We start from the raw sequence: 22,804 nt of genomic DNA, 5'->3' as shown, positions 1-22,804 counted from the left end.
GGTAGGTCTGGCACACTTTACGGTGGGATACATTCTCACCTATGCCGCCTTCCTCATCGCCAGTACGGCTAGCAAGTTTGGTTAATGCTGGCTGTGCCTGGATATAGCGAAGTGTACCCTCGCTTTTGCAAATAGACCGTAACAGTACGGTTGTCGCTCCCCTGCCTGTTGAGGTGGGGGAGTTTTTTTTATGCCCCCTGCTCGAGAAGCGGTTGTGTTCTACACAACAAAAAACAACTGTATCGCCATCAAAAATTAAAAATGACCAATAAAGTAGAGGGGATCCATTGCGAAACGAGACAATGGAAATTGGGCAAATCATGCCCACCTATCCCGACGCCAGAGAAGTCATTGCAAGGTAGCAGCCACCATGACGCAAAACCTACAGAGAACAACCGACCCAGCTTACGATATTCTGCGTGCGGAACGGCAACCTCTCAGTTCTATCTTCGCACCGAATACCGTAGCCGTAATTGGGGCCAGCGAGAGACCGGGCAGCGTTGGTCGTACGTTACTTTGGAACCTCATTAGCCATCCCTTTGGCGGGACGATTTTCCCCGTCAACCCCAAACGTTCCAGCGTTCTGGGCATTCCCGCTTATCCCAGTATTAAAGAAACTCCGCAACCGGTCGATTTGGCCATCATTGCCACACCTGCCGCCACCGTTGTCGATATTGTTCGCCAATGTGTGGAAGCCGGCGTTCAAGGCGCGATTATTATTTCCGCTGGCTTTAAAGAAATCGGTGCAGAGGGCATCGAACTGGAACGGCAAATTATGGAAACCGCCCGGGGCAAGATGCGGATTATTGGTCCCAACTGCCTGGGGGTCATGAATCCCATCCAAGGGTTGAATGCCACCTTTGCCAGTACTATTGCTCGTCCGGGAAATGTTGGGTTTATCAGCCAAAGCGGTGCTTTCTGTACGGCGGTTTTGGACTGGAGTTTTTCGGAAAACGTCGGGTTTAGCGCCTTTGTTTCCATTGGTTCCATGTTGGATGTGGATTGGGGAGATTTAATTTACTACCTGGGCGACGATCCCAATACCAAGAGCATTGTGATTTACATGGAATCCATCGGCAACGCCCGCTCTTTTCTATCTGCGGCGCGGGAAGTGGCGATGACCAAGCCCATTATCGTCATCAAAGCCGGCAAAACCGCAGAAGCTGCCCAAGCCTCTGCTTCCCACACGGGTTCGCTGACCGGCAGCAACGATGTCTTGGATGCTGCTTTCCGCCGCTGCGGCGTGATTCGAGTCGATCGCATTTCTGAATTGTTCGATTTGGCGGAAGTGCTTTCCAAGCAAGCGCGATTGCCCAAAGGACCGCGATTGTCGATTATTACCAATGCTGGCGGACCCGGCGTTTTGGCAACGGATGCTTTGGTGGATACCGGCGGTCAGTTAGCTAGCCTTTCGGAGGCAACCATTTCCCAACTCAACGAAGTGCTGCCTGCCCACTGGAGTCACGGCAATCCTATCGATATTCTCGGCGATGCCGACCCGCAGCGGTATGCCAAAACTTGGGAAATTGTCAGCAACGACCCGGGCAATGATGGGGTTTTGGTGATTTTGACCCCCCAAGCTATGACCAATCCTACGGAGACTGCCGAACAGTTAAAATCCAGCGCCCAAACTGCTGAAAAACCGATTTTGGCTAGCTGGATGGGTGGCGATGAAGTGACCACCGGCGAAGCCATTCTCAATCGTGCCAGAATCGCTACCTACCGCTATCCCGATGCGGCGGCGCGGTTGTTTAATATTATGTGGCAGTACAGTTACAATTTGGCGGGGATTTACGAAACGCCGACGTTGCCGGCTACGCAAGAAGAAGAGTACGATCGCGTGGCGGTTAAAGAGATTCTCGAAACGGCGCGCCAAGCCGGTCGCACGATTTTAACGGAAGTAGAGTCCAAACAGGTGTTGGCGGCGTATCAAATTCCTATTGTGAAAACCGGTACTGCCAAAACCGAAGCCGAAGCGGTGGAACTGGCGGATTCTGTAGGCTATCCGGTGGTGGTGAAGCTGTTTTCGGAAACGGTCACCCACAAAACTGATGTGGGGGGCGTACAGTTGAATTTAAAAGATGCAGAAGCGGTGCGTTGGGCGTACCGGACGATTCAGAACAATGTGGCGGAGAAAGCCGGCGCAGAGCATTTTCAAGGGGTGAGCGTCCAACCCATGCTGGATTTGGACGGCGGTTACGAGTTGATTGTGGGTAGCAGCATTGACCCGCAGTTTGGTCCGGTTCTGGTGTTTGGCAGTGGCGGTCAGTTGGTGGAGGTATTCCGCGATCGCGCGATCGCTTTGCCTCCGTTAAATACCACCCTAGCGCGCCGGGCTATGGAACAAACCCAGATTTATAAGGCTTTGCAGGGCATCCGGGGTCGCCATTCGGTGGATTTGAAAGCTTTGGAACAAATTTTGGTCAATTTCAGCCGTCTGGTGGTGGAAAATCCCTGGATTCAGGAAATCGATATCAATCCTTTACTGGCTTCCAGCGATCGCTTGGTGTCTTTGGATGCCCGGGTGGTGGTGTTCGATCGAAATACCAGCGAGGAAAAACTGCCCACCCCCGCCATTCGCCCCTATCCCCTACAGTATGTCCAAACCTGGCAGCTGCGCGATGAAACGCCGGTGACCATTCGTCCCATTCGTCCGGAGGACGAACCTTTGATGGTTAAGTTTCATGAAAGCTTATCCCAAGAAAGCGTCTATTTGCGTTATTTTAATTTAATGAAGCTCAGCCGCCGCATCGCCCACGAACGCCTGACCCGTATTTGCTTTATCGATTACGACCGGGAAATGGCTCTGGTGGCCGAACGCCAACATCCCGATCGGGGCGAGCGGGAAATTTTGGCTGTGGCTCGTTTGAGCAAGCTACATGGCGTCCCCAGTGCCGAATTTGCTATGTTGGTAAGTGATGCCTACCAGCGCCAAGGATTGGGAACCGAACTGCTGAAACGATTGGTACAAGTAGGCAAAGAAGAAAATCTCCGGCACATCCAAGCTGAAGTCCTAGCCGAAAATTACGCTATGCAACGGGTGTGCGAAAAAGTTGGTTTCCAATTGCATCGCGGTGGCGAATTGGTACGGGTAGAACTCAACTTGTAGCCCTCTGTAGGACAACCATCAAAAACGCGACGCTCCTTCAGTAAGTTGCTGGAGGGGCGATCGCTGTGCCTTGCTTTTTTCCTTTTTTGCTGAGTTCTCTTGAGAAAGAACCATGTATAAAAAAATTCTTGTTGCCCTCGATCGCTCCGAACGCTCCCAAGCTGTCTTTGAAAAAGCTTTAAAAATTGCCGAGGAACACAACAGCCACCTAATCATATTTCATGCCCTTCCCCACGAATATGAAGAGAAAGCTAATAGCTCTCTGGTGGGTATTGGCAATCCCGCCAACGCAGAACTGCTGGATAGCTTTCAAAAACTACGGGAAGAAAAACTCGAATCAGCCATTCAAGAGGCAAAAAACGCCATGCAGCCTTACTTGCAGGCAGCCGAGGATAAACAAATTTCCGTAGGGTTTGAATGTCGCTTTGCCCCTGCCGGTTCCTGGATTTGCGATATTGCCGCTAACACCGACACCGATTTGATTGTATTGGGTCGTCGGGGTAGAAGCGGTTGGACGGAATTCGTTCTGGGTAGCGTTAGCAATTACGTACTGCACCACGCCCATTGTGCGGTTTTGGTGGTTCAGGGAACAGATGTCGGGGAAGAACCAGAAGAAAATACTGCTGATGAATCCTCAGAAGCAGCAAAAGAAACGCATCATAGCTAAGCTTTGACATTCTCACGAATAGAACTCGTGAGATTCTCGCTTCATTGGGTGTGCCTGGGAAGAGATGCGCTATGAGCTAGTCCATCCCCGGCCACAGGGACCCTCGACAAGCTTTTTTCTACCCTGTGGTGGATGTACTTGCGACACCTCGGTTCAAAACCACTTGTGCTGCTGCACGTCTCGATAGGTTTGATAGCCACAATGGGAGCAGAAATGAGTTCTTCAAGAAAGCAGCTTTTTCCCCGATTCGATGATGTGAATCTGGCGGCATGTCGGTTTGAGGCGAGAATTCGTCGCTGAGAGTCAACATGATGAACGAAAATAGGTTAAAAAATTTCGCCTGCTTTTCTAGATTCTAGTACATGGACTTGATGCCACACGGGTCGCTTTTCCTCCCTGCTGGGAAAGAGGTAGGGCTTTCCAGCTCCCGTCTTTTTTCGTAATCCGCTAGCTTTCTAGCTGGTTTCTCAAACCAAAAACGCCTGCGCCCTTCAAAAATTCATTTTTAGGAGGGAGCAGAGCAGCGTTGACAATCACAGTGATAATGATTATCATTTTTACGCAATCGAGCTACCATTTGGTTGTTCGATGGCTGCTGTATGAGGAACCAAGTATGATGAAGCTTTTCCTTCCCATGCTCAAAATGGGAATTTTTAGTTATTTAGCATTTGTTTTTCCAGCAAATCCCGTCTGGAGCCAAACGCAAGAACCACCCAAACTAGCCAAAAACGCCCCATTATCCGCTCAATCCATCACATCTGTCTCCCAACTTCGAGATGTAAAACCCACCGATTGGGCATTTCAAGCCCTGCAATCCCTCATCGAACGCTACGGTTGCCTGTCAGGCTATCCCAACGGGACTTATAACGGCGATCGCACCTTAACCCGCTACGAATTTGCCGCCGGACTCAACGCTTGTTTGGAACAGATAGCACAGTTTCTGGAAGCCAGAGGCAACAATGTAGTTTCTCAGGAAGATTTAGCAACCATAGAGCGTTTGCAAAGCGATTTTCAAAACTCCCTCGCCACCTTACGCGATCGCGTCGATAGCTTAGAAACCAGAACCAGCCAACTGCAGAACCAACAATTTTCCACCACCACAAAATTGCAAGGAGAAGGCAGTTTCTTTCTCAGCGGTGCCTTGGGTGACGAACAAGCGGGGGATTCCCAGGGGGATATCGATGAAAATACCACCCTTTCCCACCGCACTCGTCTGATTCTCAATACCAGTTTTACCGGTAAAGACTTACTAAAAACCTTCCTCGTTGCCGCCAATTCCACCAACTTTGCCAACGCCACTGGAACCAACATGAGTCGATTGGCATTTGACGTTGATACAAACAATAATTTTATTAACGGCAAAATGTTTTATCGCTTTCCCATCAGCGATCGCTTGCAAGCCAACATCGACATCATTGGGGGCAACTTTTTCGCCAACATACCCACCTTAAACGAATTCTTCACCCCAGAAATCACAGGGGCATTATCCCGTTTTGGACGGTTCAATCCCATCTACCGGCAAGGATTGGGCGGTTCTGGCGTAACCGTAAGCTACGAAATAAGCAACAGTCTCAGCATTTATGGCGGTTATCTAGCCCGCAATGCCAGCAATTCCGGTCAAAAACAAGGTTTGTTTAACGGTCACTTTGCTGCCTTAGGACAAATCCAACTTTCTCCGGTTTCAGACTTACGTTTGACCGGAACCTACATCCGTTCTTATTTCCCCGGCGATGGCGTAGCCCTTACCGGCGGAACCGGCAGCAAAACCGCCAACCAGCCTTTTGGCGATACGGCTACCTCAGGCAACCATTTCGGCCTGCAAGCTTCTTGGAACCTCACTCCCGATGTGACTCTGGGCAGTTGGACGGGAGTGACGTTAGCCAATGCAGAAGATCGTACTGGTCAGGCGGATACCGGTGATGACGCTACCATTTGGAACTGGGCAGTTACCCTGGCTGTTTCTAACTTAGATAGAAAAGGATCTCAAGCCGGTTTGGTGGTGGGGCAACCTCCCAAAGTGACGCACAATGACGGTGGTGAGGAAGATGGAGAAACCGCTTGGCATGTGGAAGGGTTCTACCGCTATCAGGTAACCGAAGGCATTGCCATCGAACCAGGTATCGTAACCGTTTTCAATCCGGAACACGAAGGCAGCAACGATGCCATCGTCATTGGGAATATTCGCACCATCTTTCTTTTTTAAGATTTATTACAATCGAGATACCGCAGCAGACGGTTGCTGAAAAAGCTATCTACCGCCAAGTTGGGGGTAGTTTTTTTTATGCGGTCGTTCGTTTTGCTCGTATAAAGACTTAGACCGGCCCCGCGATCGCTATCCAAAAACTACGTTAAAATAACCACCGTAACTCAATGCTTTTTAATATTTTAGATATTTCCTGGAATTATGCCGAACACACCGCCTACGCAGAAACCTCTCAGCTACCAGAACGAATATCCCTGTCCGGTTTGTCGTTGGGGAAAAATTTCCTCCATGCCTTTGATGGAAGCTGTTTCCTGTGACTTTTGCCAGCATATTTTTACCATAGATTTGGAACAGCAAGTTTTAAAAATGAGCGATCGCTTTCCCAGCCTTTCTTGGCGTTGGAACGGTCATTTTTGGCAAGATGCCCGTTTGGGAACCACCCAAATTCGTTGGTGGTACTGGCTGGCAGCCTTAGTTTTGGTTCTGTTTCCCCCAAGTTTAATTGTGGCTACCGCTTTGATTTTCCCACCTATAGAAGGAACTTTCTTAGCCCAATTTCCTTATTGGTGGGCAGGATTGACATTTTTCGTGCATCTATCAATTGTGGTTTGGTTATTTGTCGAAGCCTACCAGTTCCCCCTGCGGCTTTATATCCAAGCTATGGCCCAGTCTTGGCGTCGGCAATTTTAAAAGAGTATTCCACCGTTAGGCCAAATTACGGAATTTTAGCAAAAAACGAACTTGATAAATTGGTCTGTTAAATATTTGTAATTAAAAAAAATAAATATTTAAGAAATATTCGGATCTCCATAGGCAGCGAAATTTTTAATTGCCCACAGAACTTATAAGATAGAATGTATATACGATCGCATAGCAACTGGGAAAACAAGAAAACTTGCTATTCATCGCCCTTGTAGGGGACAGCAAGCGTGTTTTTCTGTAAATTTACTTGCCAGGCCCCAAGCCAGGTATTGCTACTGATGGCACTTCGCATGAGTTGGGGATGGGATCTGGGAGTTTCCAAACATAATTTCTTAGACCGCAAAAGCGGCTTTCTAGATAGCTGCATCATGCTGTCACTAGCCAATCCGGGAAAATGTACGAAAACAACAGCCAACCAAAGCCATTTTACAACTATTTTGAAAGCGGAAGAGAGGCAACCGAGCTACCAAAGACTATGCCCCACCAATCATCTTTTTCGTCGCCAGATTCCCGATCGAACGAAGCCAAAAAACACGAACGCTTGGCAAAATATTATCGCTTGTTAGCTCTCATGCAAGAGGGTCTTTGGTGGCTGAACGCACAAGGGCAGACTGTGGAAGTGACTTCCCAAATGGCAGCTTTGTTGGGATATCGGCGCGAGGAAATATTAAACGCTTCCTTATTTGATTTTCTGACGCCAGCCGTTAGCGTTACCGTACAGCAATACTGGGAAAGTAGCAAGCAAGGCATCCAAGGCAATTGGACCGTCGAATTTACCTGCAAAGATGGTTCGGCGTTGCTGACTCGCATAAACGTTATTCCTTTATTCGATCGTCAGGATGATTTTTTAGGGATTTTGGCAGTGGTTTGTCTCCCTTCCTCACCAAACCTCACTTCCGAAAATTATCCTTTCTTGGCCCTACAAGAAAGTCAAAACCAACTCAACGCGATCGTCACCAATACTTCCGACAGCATTTTGATTGTAGACCAAAACGGGAAAATCTGTTTTGCCAACCCAGCCGCCACCAAATTGTTCGATCGCAAGCTAGAAGAGTTGCTGGGCAGCGAATTGGGCTTACCCGTCGTACGAGAGGAAACAGCAGAAATTCAACTTTTGGGTACGCAAGGCAAACTAGCTATCGGCGAAATGCGCGTTGCCCCGGCCCTTTGGCAGGGGAGATCCGTTTACGTAGTTTCCGTACGGGATATTACCGACCGCCGCCAGACAGAAAATGCCCTGCGAGAGAGTGAAGAACGGTTTCGGCAGCTAGCAGAAAACATTCAAGATGTCTTTTGGTTGTTTTCCCCAGAAACCGAACAGTGGCTGTACGTCAGCCCCGCCTACGAGTCCATTTGGGGGGAATCCCGCGATCGCTTGTACGAAGATGCCCACAGTTGGCTGGAACGCATCCATCCCCAGGAACGGGAATTGGTGAAAAGTTGGGTAGACCGCCGGTGGTGTCGCGAACCCAGCCACCTGGAATACCGCTTGGTGGACGAAAACGGACAAATCCGTTGGATTTGGCATCGGACCTTTCCCGTGAAAAACGACCGGGGGGAAGTGTATCGCGTGGTGGGAATTGCAGAAGATATTAGCGATCGCAAACTTGCCCAAGAACAGCTTCTACACGATGCCTTGCACGATGCTCTCACCGGCTTGCCCAATCGTAACTTATTTATGGAACGGGTGGAAGGGGCACTCAAACGCAGCCAACGCCATCGAGAGTCCTTATTTGCTGTTTTGTTTTTGGATTTGGACCGTTTTAAAATTGTCAACGATAGTTTGGGGCATTTGGTCGGCGACAAGCTGCTAATTGCGATCGCGCGATCGCTAGAAAAAATTCTACGCAGCAGCGACACCGTTGCCCGTTTGGGGGGCGACGAATTTACCATTCTCCTGGAAGACATCGAAACCGCCCAAGACGCCGTACAAATTGCCGAACGCATCCGCCAAGCCCTTTCAGTTCCCTATCATGTGGAAGGTCACGAAGTCTTCACCACCGTCAGCATCGGCATTGCCCTGAGTTCCTACAACTATACCCGCCCGGAACAACTGCTGCGAGACGCCGACCTAGCCATGTACCGCGCCAAAGAACTGGGCAAATCCCGCTATACCATCTTCGACCGCGCCATGCATGCCCCAGCAGTCAAACTGCTGAAAATCGAAAACGACCTGCGCCGGGCTATTTGGGCAGAAGAACCCGAATATTCAGAATTTCTGCTATATTACCAACCCATTATTCGCATCGATACCTACGAACTTACCGGATTTGAAGCCCTGGTTCGCTGGCAGCATCCCTACCGCGGCTTGTTAGGTCCTGCCGAATTTATCCCCATCGCCGAAGAAACCGGTCTTATTGTCGATTTGGGCAATATTGTTTTGCGTCAAGCCTGCCAGCAAATGCGCCTGTGGCAGCAACAAGTCTTCCCCAACAATTTACCCCTGCGCGTCAGCGTCAATCTATCTGGGAAACAGCTACGGGACGATAGTATTTTAGAAAATTTAGATAGAATTCTCGCAGAAACTGGGCTATCTGGTCATTTTTTGACCCTAGAGCTCACCGAAAGCATGCTCATGGACGATCCAGAACCGGTTACCAATCTTTTATTACAATTGCGTCAGCGCGCCATTAACCTGAGTATCGATGATTTTGGAACGGGATATTCTTCGTTAAGTTACCTACACAGCTTCCCTGTGAACACGCTTAAAATTGATAAATCTTTTGTCAGTCAAATTCGCCCCGATCGCACCCACCAACACCTCAACTTCCCAGAACGTGCAGAAATCGTTCGTACGATTATTACTCTAGCCCATACCCTAGGCATGGAAGTGGTCGCAGAAGGGGTAGAAACCCAATCCCAGTTGCAACAATTGCAGCAACTCCAATGCGAAAAAGCCCAAGGGTATTTCTTCGCCAAACCCCTAAATGCTAAGGCAGCAAGCGATCGCATTTCTGCTTGTTTTTTGTCGGAAGAAGGGTTTGGGAACATGGAGGTATGGGAGACACAAATAAATTGATTTCCCAAATTTCCCGATCTCCCATACTCAGGATACCAAACCTCACCCAACTTTCGTATAGGCGCGCAAAGGTTCTTTGATAAAACGGATATAGAAATGTTTGAACGTAGAACGAACCACCCGGGGCAAACCAAAATCAATGGGCATCAGATTTTCCGGTAGTTGCCAGTCGTCAACGCGCAAATCCGCAGGTGTTTGGTAGGCAAAGTTGACTTCTGGTGGCTGCAGACCCAACCTTTGTGCCGCTACCGCCGTGGGAACCTGTTGTGGGTTGACCTGCAACACTGCCAACATAGCGGCATCGAGGGCAAAAACACGATCCGACGCCCCGAGAATCCCCAACTCCCTAGGTTCGCCGTTGCTGGGTCCGTTGCCCTCGTGGGCGATAATACCATCTACAATCGTTAGTTGGGGGGCAATGGTGCGAGCAGTTTCCACCAGCATTTCTCCGAAACGGTGGGCGTCTTTACCAGCTTCCATGTGCCACCAAGCTTTCATTTTTCCAGGAACACAGCCAAATAAGTTTTTGACCCCCAAAGTCATAGTTAATTGGACATGGGATTTTACTTTGGGTAAGTTGATAACCACATCCGCATCCATGGCTTCTTTGCTAAGCAATAGGTGGTTAAAATTATTGCTGGCGGTTTGGTAGCGATGTCCTTGAAACTCTACCACAGGCAGATTGAGCCTTTGTAACAGGGATTCGTAGCCGTTCGCCTTGGCAACCCCCAAAGCACTACCAAAAGCGGGACTATCCCCTAGAAATGGCTTGCCCCCTACCTGTTGCACCATTTCCGCCACCGCAGCTACCAATTCCGCTCGGGTAACGCATTCTTTGGTGGGACGCGCGCCCGTTAGCAAATTGGGTTTGAGTAAAACGCGATCGCCTGGTTTGACAAAGGCAGCCATGCCACCCCACGGGGTCAAAAGTTGGGCAAGCGATCGGGTTAGAGCCTCATTTTCGTAAGAATTAGCAGCAAGCAGAGAAACCGTAGGCTTCATAAAATTAAACTTGAAAATACCAGCAAACAACAAAAATCAAAACTCGCTAGCGCATAGCGCCCCTTTTCAAAGCCGTCATGCGCTCTGCATTGGGGAAAACGCCCTGACCTGTCAACTCAGCAATCGCCGGTTTAATTTCCACCTTAACCAAATGTTGCATGCGAATGGTAATACTTTGGTCAAATAAGTGCAAAACCAGCCAATTTTGGGAGGCAGCTGCATCCAACTGTTGGTAAAATTGGTCCGGGGAAATCGGAACATTAAACGTTTCCGCTTGAGTGTCAGTGTAGTGGAACGTGACTTGCGTTGTATTGGGAGATTGTTGTCTGAGCATATCGATCCTCCTTTTGAGCTCATGCGACCAGCCAAGCCAATCCTTCTACAGTTAGGGTTCCCGGTCTTGGCCGCTCATTTTCTCTAAATCCAAAACCGAAGCCACCATTTCTGGCGACATCAGTTCCTTCTCCAGAACAATCTCTCGGATTGACTTGCCCGTTTCCAAAGCTTCTTTCGCCACCTTGGCAGCATTTAAATAGCCAATATGGGGATTCAAAGCCGTCACCAAAGCCAAACTTTTTTCCGCGTACGACCGGCAGCGGGAGCGATGGGCAGCAATTCCCTGCAAGCAACGTTGGGTAAGCGCATCCAACGCCCGTCCCATTAACTCCAAACTGTGAATCAAGTCGTACGCAATCAGTGGCATCATTACATTTAATTCTAACTGACCCGCTTGGGCTGCCAAGGCGATCGCTTGATCGTAGCCCATCACCTGAAAACATACCATCGAAGTCATCTCCGCCATCACCGGATTGTATTTCCCCGGCATAATCGAAGACCCCGGCTGTACCGGCGGCAGCTGAATTTCCCGCAACCCCGTATTGGGACCCGAATCCATCAAGCGCAAATCGTGAGAAATCTTAACCAAATCCTGGGCCAAATTGCGCAATGCCCCAGATATATTCACAAAAGGCGACATACTCTGCATGGCAGCCATGCGATGGGGGGATTCTGCAAAAGCAATATCCAGCATTGCAGATAAATACTGCACCACCAATGGGGGATACTGGGGATGGGTATTGAGACCGGTTCCCGTCGCGCTACCGCCAATGCCTAAAACTTTTAAATCCTCGCTGGCTTGCTGCAACCGCCGCCAGTGGTCTCGCAAAATGACCGACCAAGCGCGCAATTCTTCTCCCAGCGATACCGGAACCGCATCTTGGTTGTGGGTGCGTCCGGATTTGATAATATCTTGAAATTCCGTTGCTTTGGCCTCCAACGCCGCTATGGCAGCCAGAATTGCCGGTTTGAGGGTGCGTTCCATCGCCAGCAAGCCGCCAATGCGAATCGCCGTGGGAATCACATCGTTGGTGGATTGACCGTAATTGACGTGGTCGTTGGGATTGACCCGTTGGTAGTTGCCCTTGCGATCGCCTAAAATTTCCAAAGCCCGATTGGCTAGGACTTCGTTTAAATTCATATGGTGGGAAGTGCCTGCCCCCGCTTGGTACACATCTACCACAAATTGGTCGCGCCACTTTTGGGCTAAAATTTCATCGGCGGCTTGGATAATCGCATTGCCCACATCTTCCGGGATGCATTGCAAATCTCGGTTCGCCATGGCTGTGGCTTTCTTCAGCCAAATCCCCGCATCCACATACGTAGGCAGGGGTTTGATGCCGCTGATGGGAAAATTTTCCGTTGCCCGTAAGGTTTGAATGCCGTAGTATACTTCATCGGGAAGCTGGCGTTCCCCCATGGAATCTTTTTCTGTACGCACCTGGGATGTTTTCCTCCTGAAAAAAAATAACTTGACAAATGATATATTTTATGGTAATCAATCGCTATCTATAATACGCAAACGGACCGTACGTTCGTTCTCCGCTTCTCCCAGGGAAACCTCAATATTTTCCTGGGATAGTTTTTCGATCGCACTCAACAGCGATCGCAAGTGGGGCGTAGAAGCACCAGTTTCCACGTACAAGCGATCGGCCAAACCAGACAAACGCTGCCAAGTTCCGTGGAGTTTGACAGCAGCTTGTTCCAGCTGTGCCGCTTGATTTAGCAAATCCGAAGCCATCCCCAAACAATCAAGACGCATCGCCTCTTCCAACGCCATCTCCACATCCGCATCGCTATCTTCCAAAGCACGAATCCGCGCCGCCGCATCCAGATATTTCGATAAATTGCGCGCCTCGCTGGTGATATTTTTCACCGTCTCCGTATTGGGATTTTGGGCTAAATTCTCTTGAAGCGCCGTTTGGTGGGATTCCGGTAGCTTTTCCATTTGCTTGACCAAAGGGGCCAAATACCGCGGCGGCAGCGATTGGTCGGCGGCTTTTTCCTTGGCTTCCTCCGGTAGCAAATCGGAACTCATAGCCGTCCATTCGTCAGCCAGTTGCCGGACTTCCCGCTGGGTAATGCGATCGCCACGTTTGGCCGCATCGGTCACTACCTGTTGGACCTCTGGAGAAGCTTTGGCGGTTTCCACAAAAGCACGTTTGCTGAAATGATTGATGGCATCGGACGCCAACTCGCTATTGGCCAGCAGTTTGTCCGCACTATCCGCTAGTTCGATCAGGGAATAAGCTTGACTTTTGCTAATTTCCCGTTCCTTCAGCCAGTTTAAAAACCCCATTCGGTGACCGTCGCCGGTTTTCTTCTCGCGATCGCGTACTACCCGCATAATCCGACCGCGCCAAATATCCGTTTGCAAGTCAAAGCGATCGCAAATACGCCATGCCGTATCCACCTGTTCTTGAAACGTCTCATCCGAAAGCTCTTCATCCTCCGGATCGGGAAGCTGAAAATTTAACTCCGGCAGCGATTGCAACTCGCCAGCATCGAGATTTTCTAATTTTTGAGCGGGTTCTTCGTCAAACGAGGACACAGGAGACTCAACCATAACCGCAAACACGACATCTAGTATGGAATCGTCGAACCATTATGGCACGATTTCATGCGCTTTGGTTGCTTTTGGGAAAGTTCGTATCCACCGCTTTGACTTCCCCCAAATGAATGTGCCAGCAGCGATCGGCAATTTCAGTAAGTTCGCTGGCATCGTGGCTGACCACCAACAAGGTCCAATGACCCCGCAATTTTTCCAGCAAACTCACCAACTGGCGACGCATGGACCAATCCAATCCCGCTGTAGGTTCGTCTAACAGCAATATATGGGGTTGGCGAATTAGCTGTACCGCCAAAGCCAATCGCCGTTGCTGACCGCCGCTTAACGAATAAGGCGAGGTATCTAGGGAAAGATGGTCCAATCCCACTTCTTGCAAGGTTTGTTGGATTTGTTGGGAACTAAATTCGGGATGTCCCAAACGCAGTTCTTCTAAGATACTATTGCCGCAAAAGTGCCTCTCGGGAAATTGAAAGACCAATCCCGAGATTTCCTGCATGTCTTCTGGGGTCAGTTGGCGATGGCTCGAAGAACCGCTGCGGTAGGCACCATTGCACCAGCAAATTTCACCGCTGGTTTTCCGGGCCAATCCCGCTAAAATTTCTAGTAGCGTGGTTTTTCCCGAACCGCTGGGACCGACAATCAATGCCAATTCTTGCGGCACCAACTCCAGATTGGTTGGTTTTAAAATCGCTGTGGGACTGGCTGGGGGATGGTAGACCAAATCTTTTAAATACAGCATGAATGAATGCCAACAATAGCCAACTTTTGAAACCTCTAATCTATTATTGTAGAACTTGGTTGCCAACAGCAGTCATAGCCCATTGCGGAACTTGTAGCGTTCCCTATCAGTCTCCACCACAGTCAGTGGGCGGTCCCACCGGTTATTTTTTCCTTTATTTTCAATTTGATTTTCTATGAAACGTTGGTTGGTGGCAAAAATACAAGTTGGTTCGGCCTTCGCTGGTGGCTTCCTGCTGGCAGTGACGGGATGGGTAACACCGGCCGTGGCTGGCGATCCTTTCCGCGATACCAATCCCCACCCTATTGGCGAATCTACAGAAGCAGCTTTTCGCGCGGTTTTTCAACATGGTAATTATGCCTATGCCCTCGTTCACCTCCAAAAAGCAAGAGCCAGCGAACCCGATGAACCCATGCACTACGCTTTGCAAGCGTCGGTGGAGTATTTGGAATCAGATTGGGATGCGTTTTTAACTTACAGCGAGAAAACCTTGGAATCCGCTCGGGATTTGGTAAAAGAAGACCCGCTGCGGGGACATACCTATATGGCTGTGGGGCATTTTTTGATCGGGGCCCATATGGTGCTTACGGAGGATGTTGGCGGCGTGGCGAAAGCGTTGGGAAAATTGCGACCTATTTTCAAGAACCTATCCGCTGCGGAAGAAATTTCTCCCCAAGACCCGGAATTAAATTTAATTCGCGGCTATATGGATTTGATGCTGGCGGTGAATTTGCCTTTTGCCAACCCCGATGAAGCGATCGCACGGATGGAGGAACACGGCAAACCCGCTTATGTGGCCTATCGTGGCATTGCTATTGGCTATCGGGATTTGGAAAAAGCAGACCAAGCTAGAGAGTATGTGGATAAGGCGTTGGCGATTCATCCCCACAATCCCGATTTGCTGTATTTAAAGGCACAAATTTTGCTCCATCAAGGGGAAAAAGAGAAAAGTTTGCAATATTTTCAAGCTGCTCTAGCTAGGCGATCGCAGTTATTGCCACAAATTTCCCGCCAAATTGCCTACGAACACTGTCGGCTGGCTACGGATTTGGCCGAGCGCGATCGCAGTGTTTGTCACCAGTTGTTGGATTAGCTGGAGAATTGGAGGGAGCTTCGGGGCATGGGAGAAAACAATCGATTGTACTTTTCGATCTCCCAGGTTCGGTAGGCTCGATACGCTCGATACACCCCCACGCCCCCAATCCCCCCTATATAAGTTTATTTAAAGCCAACTGCGGCTTGCCAAACGAAAGCCAACAGGAGAAAGAACACAGGGATAATTGGCAGTACGTCTACCAAGGGATCGAAGAATTGGTAAGCTTCTGGGAGTTTGGCGAATAGCATAGCTGCTTCCATCTGTGGTTCGTCCTTTGCAATAGAGGTTTCATATTCGCCAAAAATTTTAACACGGCAATTGCCATTTGCGACCAGCCATTGCCGGCTCTTGAATCCCTTTCTCCATTGGCGATCCCGACGCAAAACTCGATTTTTTGTTGCTAATTGACACTTTTTCCGAGCAATTCTTACCTAACTTTTTTAGATTACACTAGCAATTTTTTCGCCAAAATAAAATAAAAAATCCCGGCATATATGGGTTGTGGCTTTTCAAAATTCCACAGCAACTAAGAATCAATTTCTGACTTTTTCTTGGTTGGTAGCGACCCCCCAAATCCCAGTGTTTCCAGGGTTTCTGGCAACGAACGTTCAGGCTGCTTTATAGGTTCTTCATGAAACTTAAGAATTGTTTTTACTTCTTTATTTCCGCTGAAAATTTTCTAGTATGGAGACGGATTTGGAAGTAGTGAAGTTTGCAGGTTGAATTCGTATGAGCCAATGCTCTAGTCAGGGAAAGTTAGGTCTTTCCACTCAAATTGCCTACGGTTTAGGAGATTTCGGTCCCTCGCTGGCAGGAAACGCCGTCCTGGTCTTCTTTCTATTCTTCATGACCACGGTCGCTGGACTGCCTGCGGACTTAGCCGGTCTGATTATGTTTTTGGCCCACTCCTGGAGTGCTGTCAGTACGCTGATTGTGGGTCAGTTCAGCGATCGCTTGCAGACCCGTTGGGGGAGAAGGCACATTTGGATGATTTTAAGTGCCCCCATCATGGCTGTTAGCTTCGTGCTCATGTGGTGGGTTCCTCCAACTTCAGAATGGTTTCGTTTCGTCTATTACCTAGCCCTAGTGCTCATCTTTGAAACGGCTGCTAACATTTACCTAATTCCCTACGGAGCATTGCTAACCGACCAAAGCGACAAACCGCAAGACCACGTACGATTGAACGGACTTCGTTTTGGCTTTTCCCTCGCTGGATGCATGGGGGCTCTTGCTATCATGCGCGCGATCGCGCAATGGGAATATAAACCCACACAACAACTTTGGGATTTAGGCCTGGTCGGCGCTTTCCTCACAGTCGCCTCGATCGGTTTTTGCTGCTGGGGAACGCAAGAACGCCCATACACGCAGCCAACCAATGACAGTTCCCGCTGGCAACAATTTAAATCCCTATTTCAAAATCGCCCCCTACTCTTTCTGGTGGGGATTCACGCCTTAGCCTGGCTGGCCGTACAAATTACGCCTGCCATTGTACCTTATTTCGTCAACCACTACATGGACCTCGATTCCACCCAGACCACCCAAGTGATTCTGGTTATCCAAGGCATGGCTTTGATGGGGATGTTCGTTTGGGAACCTTTAAGCCGTCGCCTGGGCAAACGAGTGGTTCACTGGTTGGGAAGCAGTATTTGGATTGTTGCCAGTATCAACTGGTTGTGGTTGGAACCCGGACAAATCAATCAAATGTACTTCCTCGCTGCCACCTCTGGATTTGGTATGGCCTCTTCCTATCTGGTTCCCCCATCCATGCTGCCGGAAGTGGCGGATTGGGACGAACTACATACTGGTAAACGCCGGGAAGGCTTGTTCTGGAGTCTGCTGCTTTTCCTACAAAAATTTATCCTGGCAACGGGACTGTTCCTAGTAGGAAACCTGCTGAACCAGTTTGGTTTCGCCGAATCTGTACCGGGTCCTGTAGAAGTGATCCAACCCGAGTCGGCTTTGGTAGCAATTCGTTATATCGTTGTCTTCGTACCTGTCTTCGCATTGGTGGGAAGCTTGATTTTGACGTTTGTTTATCCCCTCGATCGCACTACCTATCAAAATACTCTCTTTGAACTGGAGAAGAAACGGTTGGCAAACTCTTCAGCATCCGCTAATTAACCTCCCTACTAGCGATCGCTGTTTGTAGCGATCGCTCTTTTTTTTCTCCTCGATTTCCCCTACCCTATAGATATCTTTGCAACCAGATAGGCGGAAATTTGCATGTTACCACCAATACAAAACATTCAAATAGTTGCCGCTGTTGCCATTGCTGTTTCTCTTTTGGTTGCCTGTGGCAGCAGGCAGTTAGAAAATTGTCGGTTTGAAGAAATTGAAGACGCCGAAGTAGAATTCGACCCCGGCGATATTGACGTAGAACGCGGCGAGGTAGAAATGCTTTGTTCGGGAGAAACCATCGATGTAACTTGGTCCCAGTTTCGCCGTCGCTTAAATGTCAATCCTGGCGATTACAAAAATCGTTTGTCTCGTTTTGCCGAAGAAATTAACTGCGTGAAAGAAAAACAGGATAGCAAACAAGTTCTTTGCCGGCATAAAAATATGGACGAATATAAAGCTTTAAAATTTAGTTACGACGACTAAACACAGAAAAGAAATCTATAAAATTAAAATAAAAAATTCATAGAAATTCAGTTATTCCCTATCATAACTATTCCCATATTTTTGTAGGAGCGCTTCGCGAAATGCCCCTATTGTTTTGACCATCGAATTGGAATTGTACAGATTCCGTATAATAACATCCAGGGCAATTAAAAATATTCAGACCATCGTTGTATTTTCTCCCAATAAAGAAGCATTGGGAACTGAACAACCAATCTTATCTGATTTTAGAGAAAAAGCGCCCCACCTTTGTGCCCTTTGTGTCTTCGTGGTGCCAATTTACAGAAACAACCAAACCAGGTAAAATCTCCCACACCATCCCTATGCAAAAATACTATTCAAAATGACAATTCTAGACTGGTCTATCTGCCTAGTTTATATAGGATTTTCTTTACTGTTAGGCTTTCTGCTTTCCCGTCGCGGTGGCAAAAGTTTGGAAGAATTTTTTGTTTCCGGGCGATCGCTTTCCTGGTGGTTGGCAGGAACCAGCATGGCAGCCACCACCTTTTCCATCGATACCCCATTATACATCGCCGGCGTCGTAGGCGATCGCGGCATTGCCGGCAACTGGGAATGGTGGAACTTCGCCATCGCCCATATTATCATGATTTATATCTTTGCCCGATTGTGGCGGCGATCGCAAGTGGTCACCGACGCAGAACTGACAGAACTTCGCTACGGCGGTCGTGGGGCAGCCTGGCTGCGGGGCGTCAAAGCCTTTCTCTTCGCCGTTCCCATCAACTGCATCGGTATCGGCTACGCCATGCTAGCCATGGTCAAAGTTGTTGATGCCTTGGAAATCTGGTCCAGTTTGGGCATCGAACCCGGACAACAGGTAAAATTATTGAGTACCATTGGTGTCAGCCTGTTGGTCTTACTCTACACCAGTTTTGCCGGGTTGTGGGGCGTGGTCGTCACCGATTTTTTCCAATTTTTCCTGGGATTGTTGGGGGCAATTGCCGTTGCAGTGGTCTCGGTGAACTCGGTGGGGGGAATGGAAACTTTAATTGCCCAGGTTCAAACCAATACCCCAGCCGATACCCTATCGTTTTTTCCCCTATCTTGGGATACTTCAGGTATTCGCTGGCAGGAAACCGCCGGTATCACTGCTAGTAGCTTTTTTGCCTATACTTTCGTACAGTGGTGGTCGTTTCGTCGCAGCGATGGGGGGGGCGAATTTATCCAGCGGTTGATTTCCACCAAAGATGAGGTGGAGGCGGAGAAGGCGGCGTGGTTTTTTAATATTCTGCACTATATCGTACGGACCTGGCCGTGGATTGTGGTGGCTTTAGCCGCGATCGCAGTATATCCCGAACTCAGCGATCGAGAACTGGGCTATCCCAAACTGATGCTGGAATTTTTACCGCCAGGATTGTTGGGATTGGTGGCGGCTTCCCTGTTGGCGGCGTTTATGAGTACGGTTTCTACTTCTATTAATTGGGGGGCATCCTATTTAACCAACGATATCTATTTGCGGTTTCTCAATCCCAATGCCAGCCAGCTGCAGTTGGTGGCGGTGGGTCGTTTGGCATCGGTGTTGGTGACGGTGTTGGGGGCAACGGCGGCGTTTTTCTCGGAAAGCGTGGCGATGGTCTTTCAGTTGGTGATTGCCATTGGCACGGGTCCGGGATTGGTATTAATATTACGTTGGTTTTGGTGGCGTATTAATGCTATGGCAGAACTGACTTCTATGCTGGCAGGATTTGTGGTGGGATTTTCGACTAGTGTGGTTCCCATTTTGCAAATTGATGATTTTGGCTGGCGGTTGGTGGTGACTTCGGCGGTGACGGCGGCAATTTGGATTCCGGCGATGTTGCTGACGCCTCCCGAAGATGACGATACGTTGAATCGGTTTTATGCTAGGGTTCGACCTCCTGGGTTTTGGCAGCGGCAGGCTAAGGCGACGGGAATTGAAAGCGAAGGAGATTTGTTACGCAATGTGAAGCAAGCGATCGCGGCTTTGTTTTTACTATTTGGCGTTATGTTTGGTATTGGTGGCTTTTTGCTGTTGCAACCCTTTGCCGGCTGGATGTTTGCCATGATTGCTGGGGTGGGTTGGATGTGGCTGCAGCGGCTGCGAAAATCTCGCGTTGCGCCTACCCCCAGACCGGGATTGTCGGATAGGGATGTTTCCGATGCTGAAAAATGGTAGAATACAGGAAAATGTAACGAAAAGTAAAGTTATGCAGGCGTTTTTTCGACAAGTTGTAGCTCCGATTTTGATTGTTTTGGTATTTTTGGTGGCTTTGGCGGCTACCAGTGCCCGTATCTTTTTACCCGATGATATGGTAACGCCAGCCCCCAGCGGTGTGGTTCCTTCCCTCTCCCATTCGCTAGATTTTGGCAGGAATTCCAATTCATTTGGGTATTTTGATGGGAAATATTTTCAATAAAATCAGATGGCTTTAGGGTATCGCATCGATAGCGGTTCTCCGATAGAACGTCCTTTGCTGTTGAAGTTGATGCAGCAATGCTATCAGGAGTTGTATCCCCAACCGGATGTGTCTCATTTGGAAAGTACGGTGGATCGGTATCTGTCGGTGGCTACCCCTTTGTGGTTTGCGAAGCTGGCGGATGCGAATCCTTCTTCCCAGCAGTCGCCGATTGGTTGTCTGTGGATGGGCAATGCTACCGACCAAATTGCGGGTAGACCTACGGCTTATATATTTTTACTTTATGTGATGCCCCACTACCGCCGTCAGGGCATTGGTACGGCTTTGCTACGCAAGGCGGAAGATTGGGCGAAAACACGCGGCGATCACCAAATTGGTTTGCAAGTCTTTCTCGATAACGAACATGCTTTCCATTTATATGAAAAGTTGGGCTATCATACCCAGTCTCTCTGGATGGTGAAAAATTTGGGGGAAGAGGGTTGATTTTTTGGGGTGGGTATGGTAAATTAAGTTTAGAAGGTCAATATAAATAATGGAAATAAAGGGAGTCGGCGACGAACACGTCTATCCCATTATATAGAAGTATACGTCAAGGGGGTGCGGGGAGTCAAGCCCCAGAGAAAAAATCGCGATCGCCCAGCGCCCTATCCTAACGCTCCTCTCAATTGGAATTGGCAACAGCAGATCGAGCAGATTCCTCCGCAGCAGCCATCTAAATTGCGCCCCAATCAAAAATAGGAGATTTTTTTTGGGAAGTATTGATTTTCTGGGGTGGGTATGGTAAGTTAAGTTTAGAAGATAAATATAAATAATGGAAATAGAGGGAGTCAGCGACAAACACGTCTATCCCATTATATAGAAGTATACGTCAAGGGAGTGCGGGAAGTCAAGCCCCAGAGAAAAAAATCGCGATCGCCCAGCGCCCTATCATCCTAAGAGAGGATAGAATAGAGAACAGAGAAAATAGGGGAAAAAGCGATCGCCGACTACCAGTTTAGACAGCAGCTTCCTGTTGAAAAGCCGACGCCTTGTGCTTCATCATTTGCAAAATATTGTAAAACCCATTAGCGCGGGAAGGGGTTAAACTAACATTTAAGCCAGTCTCTTGAATAAAATCGGGAGAAATCTGGGAAATCTCCTCCGGAGTCAAACCATTGAGACCCTCAATCAACAGAGACACCAAACCTTTCACCAACTGTGCATCGGAATCGCCGCGATACCAGACCTTGCCATCGCGAAACTCAGCAATAACATAGACCTGAGAAACGCAACCAGGAACCTTATTCTCTGCCACCTTTTGGTCTTCCGGCAACGCCTCCAACCGCTTAGCGAAATGAAGAAGCTGTTCGTATTTACGCTTGGGATTGGAAACCCGTTGAAACCGTTGCACAATTTTATTCAGTTTGGGAGAAGGAGTAGAAACCATAGACTGCCAAAAATAGAACAATAATTTACCACGCACCTACAGTATAAAAAAAAATAGAGCGTCGGCAAAGGTAGAGATTAGCGAATCGGGGAACCATTCTTCACCGGCAGATGGGGTTGCAAGAGAATCGTCTCCTTCCCATCGCAAGCCGCCAACACCAGAACCTCCGAAGAAACACCAGCCACTTTCTTAGGAGGAAGATTGGCAACCACCACCACCTGCTTGCCCAACAACTCTTCTTCTGTATAATTATGAGTTAGTTGGGCAGAACTGGTCTTCATCCCCAAATCTCCCACATCGATTTTCAGAATATAAGCCGGTTGTTTCGCTTTGGGATTGGGTTCTACCTCCACAATCCTACCAACACGCATATCCACCTGCATAAACTCCTGTAGGTCAATTTCCGGATTGGCTTGAGAAGGGTTTTCTGCCATAAAAAATTCATCTCCCATTGGATATCGGATATTTTCCGTCACCATGATACCGGTTGCTGGTACGGGTGTTGACCCCACAGGCGAAATCTCTGCCATCGTTGATAGATAAATATAAAAAATTAGCAGCTATGCCATCTGCCGACTGGATTGCCGCAGCCGAAGAATATCTCCAACAAGGAAAACTGCAGCAAGCCGCCACCACTTGCCAAACCATTCTCCAGCAACAACCAGACAACGCCGCCGCCTACAAACTCCTAGGCAACATTTACCAGCAACAGGGAGAGATAACCGCCGCCAAACAAGCCTACGAAACCGCCATTTCCCTATCGCCAGATTTCGCCGAAGCCTATGCCAACTTAGGCAACATTTACCTACAACACCAAACATGGCAAGCCGCCATCGATAGCTATCAAACCGCCATTCGCCTCAATCCCCACTTAGCCGGCGTGTATCGCAACCTAGCCAAACTGTGGCAAGCCACCGGAGACCA

General features: G+C 48.8%; 21 protein-coding genes. 12 read left to right on the top strand and 9 right to left on the bottom strand.

Translation table 11 applies throughout. The features are described from left to right. Positions 1–322 (bottom strand): hypothetical protein (locus AS151_RS22485; protein ID WP_211517535.1); only part of this gene is annotated, 322 nt, incomplete at its 3' end. A 48-nt stretch (positions 323–370) separates the two neighbouring features. Here AS151_RS22485 and AS151_RS05325 point away from each other — a divergent pair. The 5 genes from AS151_RS05325 to AS151_RS05305 all read left to right on the top strand — a co-directional run bounded on the left by AS151_RS05325 (position 371) and on the right by AS151_RS05305 (position 9,700). Continuing rightward, on the top strand, positions 371–3,109 hold the full coding sequence (locus tag AS151_RS05325; RefSeq protein ID WP_071516009.1) for a bifunctional acetate--CoA ligase family protein/GNAT family N-acetyltransferase: 2,739 nt from the start codon (positions 371–373) through the stop codon (positions 3,107–3,109). 112 nt (positions 3,110–3,221) lie between these two features. Then, complete coding sequence (locus AS151_RS05320; protein ID WP_071516008.1) at positions 3,222–3,776, top strand: universal stress protein; 555 nt, start codon at positions 3,222–3,224, stop codon at positions 3,774–3,776. 613 nt (positions 3,777–4,389) lie between these two features. Further along, entirely contained in the window at positions 4,390–5,979 is a 1,590-nt protein-coding gene (locus AS151_RS05315) for an iron uptake porin (protein ID WP_071516015.1), read from the top strand. Between the two features lie 201 nt (positions 5,980–6,180). Further along, complete coding sequence (locus AS151_RS05310) at positions 6,181–6,669, top strand: hypothetical protein (RefSeq protein ID WP_071516007.1); 489 nt, start codon at positions 6,181–6,183, stop codon at positions 6,667–6,669. 487 nt (positions 6,670–7,156) lie between these two features. Beyond that, positions 7,157–9,700: a bifunctional diguanylate cyclase/phosphodiesterase gene (locus tag AS151_RS05305; RefSeq protein ID WP_071516006.1), complete on the top strand. Its 2,544-nt coding sequence runs from the start codon at positions 7,157–7,159 to the stop codon at positions 9,698–9,700. Between the two features lie 42 nt (positions 9,701–9,742). Here AS151_RS05305 and AS151_RS05300 read toward each other — a convergent pair whose 3' ends face one another. The 5 genes from AS151_RS05300 to AS151_RS05280 are packed head-to-tail and all read right to left on the bottom strand — an operon-like array spanning position 9,743 to position 14,346. Further along, positions 9,743–10,702 carry a DUF362 domain-containing protein gene (locus tag AS151_RS05300; protein WP_071516014.1) on the bottom strand — a complete coding sequence of 320 codons (960 nt, stop codon included), beginning with the start codon at positions 10,700–10,702 and terminating at the stop codon, positions 9,743–9,745. A 46-nt stretch (positions 10,703–10,748) separates the two neighbouring features. Continuing rightward, positions 10,749–11,036 (bottom strand): hypothetical protein, encoded by a 288-nt coding sequence (locus AS151_RS05295; protein WP_071516005.1) that lies wholly within the window; start codon positions 11,034–11,036, stop codon positions 10,749–10,751. Positions 11,037–11,087: 51 nt separating this feature from the next. Next, positions 11,088–12,479 carry an aspartate ammonia-lyase gene (locus tag AS151_RS05290; RefSeq protein WP_275527970.1) on the bottom strand — a complete coding sequence of 464 codons (1,392 nt, stop codon included), beginning with the start codon at positions 12,477–12,479 and terminating at the stop codon, positions 11,088–11,090. 57 nt (positions 12,480–12,536) lie between these two features. Beyond that, positions 12,537–13,604 carry a hypothetical protein gene (locus AS151_RS05285; protein ID WP_071516012.1) on the bottom strand — a complete coding sequence of 356 codons (1,068 nt, stop codon included), beginning with the start codon at positions 13,602–13,604 and terminating at the stop codon, positions 12,537–12,539. Positions 13,605–13,656: 52 nt separating this feature from the next. Next, positions 13,657–14,346 carry an energy-coupling factor ABC transporter ATP-binding protein gene (locus AS151_RS05280; protein WP_071516004.1) on the bottom strand — a complete coding sequence of 230 codons (690 nt, stop codon included), beginning with the start codon at positions 14,344–14,346 and terminating at the stop codon, positions 13,657–13,659. A gap of 175 nt (positions 14,347–14,521) precedes the next feature. On the opposite strand from AS151_RS05280, the gene AS151_RS05275 reads away from it, so the two are divergent. Beyond that, entirely contained in the window at positions 14,522–15,439 is a 918-nt protein-coding gene (locus AS151_RS05275; RefSeq protein ID WP_071516003.1) for a Sll0314/Alr1548 family TPR repeat-containing protein, read from the top strand. Between the two features lie 125 nt (positions 15,440–15,564). Here AS151_RS05275 and AS151_RS05270 read toward each other — a convergent pair whose 3' ends face one another. Further along, positions 15,565–15,702, bottom strand: a complete 138-nt coding sequence (locus tag AS151_RS05270) for a photosystem II reaction center protein K (protein WP_071516011.1) — start codon at positions 15,700–15,702, stop codon at positions 15,565–15,567. 469 nt (positions 15,703–16,171) lie between these two features. Here AS151_RS05270 and AS151_RS05265 point away from each other — a divergent pair, with 469 nt between their 5' ends. The 5 genes from AS151_RS05265 to AS151_RS05245 all read left to right on the top strand — a co-directional run bounded on the left by AS151_RS05265 (position 16,172) and on the right by AS151_RS05245 (position 20,937). After that, positions 16,172–17,563, top strand: a complete 1,392-nt coding sequence (locus tag AS151_RS05265; protein WP_071516002.1) for an MFS transporter — start codon at positions 16,172–16,174, stop codon at positions 17,561–17,563. Between the two features lie 102 nt (positions 17,564–17,665). Continuing rightward, positions 17,666–18,043: a hypothetical protein gene (locus AS151_RS05260; RefSeq protein WP_071516001.1), complete on the top strand. Its 378-nt coding sequence runs from the start codon at positions 17,666–17,668 to the stop codon at positions 18,041–18,043. A gap of 361 nt (positions 18,044–18,404) precedes the next feature. Further along, on the top strand, positions 18,405–20,213 hold the full coding sequence (locus AS151_RS05255; protein WP_071516000.1) for a sodium:solute symporter family protein: 1,809 nt from the start codon (positions 18,405–18,407) through the stop codon (positions 20,211–20,213). Between the two features lie 31 nt (positions 20,214–20,244). Next, positions 20,245–20,454 (top strand): hypothetical protein, encoded by a 210-nt coding sequence (locus tag AS151_RS05250; protein WP_071515999.1) that lies wholly within the window; start codon positions 20,245–20,247, stop codon positions 20,452–20,454. A gap of 6 nt (positions 20,455–20,460) precedes the next feature. Next, positions 20,461–20,937, top strand: a complete 477-nt coding sequence (locus tag AS151_RS05245) for a GNAT family N-acetyltransferase (RefSeq protein ID WP_071515998.1) — start codon at positions 20,461–20,463, stop codon at positions 20,935–20,937. A gap of 511 nt (positions 20,938–21,448) precedes the next feature. Here AS151_RS05245 and AS151_RS05240 read toward each other — a convergent pair. Next, positions 21,449–21,880 (bottom strand): SufE family protein, encoded by a 432-nt coding sequence (locus AS151_RS05240; RefSeq protein ID WP_071515997.1) that lies wholly within the window; start codon positions 21,878–21,880, stop codon positions 21,449–21,451. A 77-nt stretch (positions 21,881–21,957) separates the two neighbouring features. After that, the gene (locus tag AS151_RS05235) at positions 21,958–22,410 is read right to left on the bottom strand and encodes a tRNA-binding protein (protein WP_211517534.1); all 453 of its coding nucleotides are present in this window, start codon (positions 22,408–22,410) and stop codon (positions 21,958–21,960) included. Positions 22,411–22,442: 32 nt separating this feature from the next. Here AS151_RS05235 and AS151_RS05230 point away from each other — a divergent pair. Then, the coding region (locus AS151_RS05230) for a tetratricopeptide repeat protein (protein WP_139240522.1) at positions 22,443–22,804 on the top strand (362 nt) is incomplete at its 3' end.

It is taken from the genome of Geitlerinema sp. PCC 9228, assembly GCF_001870905.1.
Lineage (GTDB): Bacteria > Cyanobacteriota > Cyanobacteriia > Cyanobacteriales > PCC-9228 > PCC-9228.
This window is presented reverse-complemented; position numbering and strand designations above follow the sequence as displayed.